Source organism: Agromyces humi (assembly GCF_009720255.1).
GTDB classification, from domain to species: Bacteria; Actinomycetota; Actinomycetes; order Actinomycetales; family Microbacteriaceae; genus Agromyces; species Agromyces humi.
The window spans coordinates 1-4503 of sequence record NZ_WJSP02000309.1 but is presented as its reverse complement, the minus strand read 5'-3'; the positions used below and the strand labels follow the sequence as shown (position 1 = coordinate 4503).

Genomic DNA, 4503 nt, shown 5'->3' with positions numbered 1-4503 from the left:
CGGGGCGCACCACCGACGCCCAGAACGCCAACGACACCGACATGGCCTGGCTCGCGCACATCTCGGACTGGCAGGCCGAGACAGCCGACCCCGGAGAGTTCCTGGATTCGCTCCGGTTCGAGATCGGCGCGAAGGAGGTCTACGTCTTCACGCCCAAGGGCCGTGTGATCGGGCTCCCCTCCGGGGCGACCCCGGTGGACTTCGCCTACGCCGTGCACACCGAGGTCGGTCACCGCACGATGGGCGCGAAGGTCAACGGTCGTCTCGTGCCGCTCGAGAGCGAGCTCTCCAGCGGTGACGTCGTCGAGGTGTTCACGTCGAAGAACCCCGACTCCGGTCCGAGCAAGGACTGGCTGACCTTCGTCAAGAGCCCCCGCGCGCGGAACAAGATCCGCCAGTGGTTCACCAAGGAGCGCCGCGACGAGGCGATCGAGCAGGGGCGCGACGCCATCGCCCGTGCGATGCGGAAGCAGAACCTCCCGCTGCAGAAGCTCATGAGCCAGGAGTCGTTCGCCGAGGTCGCGGCCCAGCTCCGGTACGACGACGTCTCGTCGCTCTACGCGGCCGTCGGCGAGGGGCACGTCTCCACCCAGTCGGTCCTCGAGAAGGTCGTCGCGCTCGTGCGCGACGTCGACGAGGGCGATGAGCCCGACCTCCCCATCCCGGTGCGGTCGCGCCCCCTGCCACGCAACTCCGACTCCGGCGTGCTGGTGCGCGGGGCGCCCGACATCCTCGTGAAGCTCGCGCGCTGCTGCACCCCGGTGCCGGGCGATGCGATCGTCGGCTTCATCACTCGCGGCTCGGGCGTCTCGGTGCACCAGGCCAATTGCCACAACGTGCAGTCCCTCATGAACGAGCCCGAGCGCATGATCGACGTCGAGTGGGCCCCGAGCTCCAAGAGCCTGTTCCTCGTGCAGATCCAGATCGAGGCGCTCGACCGGGCCGGCCTGCTCTCGGATGTGACCCGCGTGCTGTCCGAGCACCACGTCAACATCCTCTCGGCCAATGTGTCGACCTCGACCGATCGGCTCGCACTCAGCCGGTTCGTCTTCGAGATGGGCGACACGACGCACCTCGATCGGGTCCTCAATGCGGTGCGGCGCATCGATGCCGTCTACGACGTCTACCGGGTCAGCGACGGCTGACCGGTCGGAGCGTCGCCCGGCATCTGCCGAACGTCGACCGGCCTGAGTCGCAGCTCCACGCGACCGAGGCGGGCGAGCGCGGCCGAGCGGTACGGCATTCGGAACGCCCCCTCGAGTCGGTCGGCGAGTTCACCGAGCAGCGCCCGGCGCGCGTCGAACAGGGCGGTGGTGACCTCGACGGCCAGGTCGTCGTCGAGGTCGGGGTCGCGCAGCAGGTCGAACCCGGTGCGGACGATCGAGGTGCACCGCACGTCGCCGAATCGCACGACCTCGTGGTCCTCGATGCGGACCTCGCGCACCGTCGCGCGTCGTTCGGCGAGCACCGCGATGCGGGCGCTCGATGGCACGCAGAACTGTGCGATGCCGGGGGGAACGTCGAGGGCACCGTGGACCCACGCCGCTGACGTGCGCTCGATGATCAGGGAGCGCGGGACCCGCAGCGCGAGCGCGGCCGCCCGGAACTCGGGCAGGTCAGGCTCGTCGACCGGTGCCCATCCGTCGTCGATCGCGAACAGCTCGCCGTCGAGCCGGGCCGCGCACAGCTCGGCGAGGGGGAGGTCGTCGGTGCCGAGCACTGCGGGAAGTCTGGCCATGCAGCCCATGCTGCGGCATCCGGCACCGCGCGATCGGGCGCGACGCTCATCTGTGGAGAACGCGCGCCCCGATGCGGGACGCGCGTTCGCCGCGATGTTCGGCGATCAGCCGCCGACGGCCTTCAGCCAGGCGCGACGGGCGTCGAGTGCTTCGCGCGCCGAGGCGATGGCCCGCTCGTCACCGGCCGACTCGGCTGCCGCGAGCTCAGCCTCGAGCTTGGCGATCGCGTCCTGGAGCTGGCCCAGCATGCCTTCGGAGCGGGCCTTCTTCTCGGGGTCCTCACGCTGCCAGCGCTCGTCCTCGAGGGAACGCACGTGGTTCTCGACCTTGCGCAGGCGGTCCTCGATGGGGCGCACCTGGTCGCGCGGCACGCGACCGATCTCGTCCCAGCTGCGCTGGATGCGGTTGAGCGCAGCGCGAGCGGCCTTCGGGTCGGACTCGGTCAGCAGCTTCTCGGCGTCGTCGAGGAGCGCGAGCTTCTCCGTGAGGTTGGCCCGGTAGGACTCGTCCTCCTGGGCGTCGACCTCGGCCTTGGCCTGGAAGAGCACGTCGCCCGCGGCCTTGAACTTGGCCCACAGGGCGTCGTCGACCTTCTTGCCGGCGCGTCCGGCCAGCTTCCACTCGTCGAGGAGCGAGCGGTAGTCGCCGACGGCATCCGCACCGCGGGGTGCCAGCGCCTCGGCGCGCTCGATGAGCTGCTGCTTGCGGGTGCGGACGTCGCGGTGGGCGGCGTCGAGCTCGGCGAAGAACGCCTTGCGGTGCTGCTCGATCGTCGAGCGCGCGGCACGGAACCGCTTCCACAGCTCGTTCGCCTCGTTCTTGGGCAGGCGGGGGCCGTCCTGCTGGTGGCGCTGCCAGCTGGCGAAGAGCGCGTCGAGCTCGGCGGTCGCCTGCTTCCACTGCGTCTTCGCGGGATCCTGGGCGGCGAGCGCCTCGGCCTGCTCGACGATGCGGGTGCGCTCGGCGATGGCCTCGCCGAGCGCGGCCTTCGCCTCGGCCTGCTGCTGCTCGGTCAGCTCCTTCGTGGTGCCCGACAGCGCCTCGAGTCGCCGGGACAGGGACTCGAGATCCCCGACCGCGTGGGCGCCGGCCACCGAATCGCGGAGGTTGGTGACCGCCTTGGCGACGTCGGCCGCGGGGGCGCCGCGCCGGACGCGCTGCTCCAGCAGCCCGACCTGGCCGGCGAGATCGGCGTACTTGCGCTCGAAGTAGGCGAGCGCCTCTTCGGGTGTCGCGTCGGGGTACTGTCCGACTTCTCGCTCACCGTCGCTGGTGCGCACGAAGACGGTGCCCGTCTCGTCGACGCGGCCCCACGGTTGCTGCTCTGAATCGGTCACGGCCTCACCCTGTCGTGGTCGGATGCCGCCCACTGGGCGGCGATGACGGCATCAAGCCTATTGCACCGCTCGAGGGCGGCGCCGTGCACCGCGTCCGGCGGTGCCGGTCGTCACTCGATCGTGAACCCGGTGATGGTCACGGGAACCGCCGGAGCGCCGTCGCTGCCGCCGTCGGCCGTGCCGGCGTCGGTGACTCCGGCCTTCAGCTGGTCGAGACCGCTCGTGACCCGTCCGACGACGGTGTAGCCCCCGGCCTCGTCGGGCGTGAGCGTGGTGTCCTCGTAGACGATGAAGAACTGGCTGCCCTGGCTGTAGCCGTTCTGCTGCTGGCGCGCCATGGCGATCGTCCCGGCGGGGTACACGCCGTCGGCCGGGGCGTTCTCCACCGGGCCATAGCTGTAGCCGGGGCCGCCGGTGCCATCGCCCGCGGGGTCGCCGCACTGCAGCACCCAGATGTTGTCGCGCGTCAGGCGGTGGCAGCTGGTGCCGTCGTAGAACCCCGACTGGATGAGGCTGATCTCGCTGGAGACGGCCTGCGGCGCGGCGGCGCCGTCGGCTTCGGGCACGTCGTGGTTGCGCACGTAGTGGGCGATGATGTCGCGGAAGCCGTCGATGCGCTCGGCTTGGCCGAGGGCCGCACTGATGCGGTCGTCGAAACGCGCGAGGCGCGTGACGTTGACGTCGTCGACGCTCGGCAGCTGCATCTGCGTGATGGGCTGCTTCGTGGCCTTCTCGATGCGCGTGAGCAGGCCGCGCTCGCGCGGGGTCACGAAGCTGATGGCGTCGCCCGTGCGGCCGGCGCGGCCGGTGCGGCCGATGCGGTGCACGTAGGGCTCGCTGTCGCTCGGGATGTCGAAGTTCACCACGTGGCTGATGCGCTCGACGTCGAGGCCGCGCGCCGCGACATCCGTCGCCACCAGGATGTCGAGCTTGCCCGACTTCAACTGGTTGACCGTGCGCTCGCGCTGGACCTGGGCGATGTCGCCGTTGATCGCGGCGGCCGAGTAGCCGCGGGCCCGCAGCTTCTCGGCGAGCTCCTCGGTGACGCTCTTCGTTCGCACGAACACGATCATGCCCTCGAAGTTCTCGACCTCGAGGATGCGGGTGAGGGCGTCGATCTTCTGCTGGTACGACACGACGAGGTAGCGCTGCGTGATGTTCGCCGAGGTCTGGGTCTTGGTCTTGACCGTGATCTCTTCGGGATCGTGCAGGTACTGCTTGGACATGCGCCGGATCGCGGCGGGCATGGTCGCCGAGAACAGCGCGACCTGCTTGTCGTCGGGGGTGTCGGCGAGGATCGTCTCGACGTCCTCGGCGAAGCCCATCTTCAGCATCTCGTCGGCCTCGTCGAGCACGAGGTACTTGAGCTCCGACAGGTCGAGCGTGCGCTTGTCGAGGTGGTCCATGATGCGGCCCGGCGTGCCGAC

4 protein-coding genes are annotated in these 4503 nt (G+C 70.2%); 1 reads left to right on the top strand and 3 read right to left on the bottom strand.

The genetic code is table 11. The features are described 5' to 3' along the window. A partial coding sequence (locus GH736_RS17875) for a RelA/SpoT family protein (RefSeq protein WP_159605732.1) occupies window positions 1–1145 on the top strand: 1145 nt, incomplete at its 5' end. Here the strand turns inward: GH736_RS17875 and GH736_RS17870 are convergent. The 3 genes from GH736_RS17870 to GH736_RS17860 form a co-directional block, all read right to left on the bottom strand. Further along, entirely contained in the window at window positions 1124–1738 is a 615-nt protein-coding gene (locus tag GH736_RS17870) for a hypothetical protein (protein WP_159605730.1), read from the bottom strand. The two genes, GH736_RS17875 and GH736_RS17870, sit on opposite strands and share 22 nt — an antisense overlap. A 105-nt stretch (window positions 1739–1843) precedes the next feature. Beyond that, window positions 1844–3076 (bottom strand): DUF349 domain-containing protein, encoded by a 1233-nt coding sequence (locus GH736_RS17865; protein WP_159605729.1) that lies wholly within the window; start codon window positions 3074–3076, stop codon window positions 1844–1846. A gap of 110 nt (window positions 3077–3186) precedes the next feature. Next, window positions 3187–4503: helicase-related protein (locus tag GH736_RS17860; protein ID WP_159605727.1), on the bottom strand; the 1317-nt coding region annotated here is incomplete at its 5' end.

Coding starts and splice junctions, on each gene's coding strand:
- GH736_RS17870 (WP_159605730.1), bottom strand. CDS start 1,738: ATGGCCAGACTTCCCGCAGTGCTCGGCACCGACGACCTCCCCCTCGCC.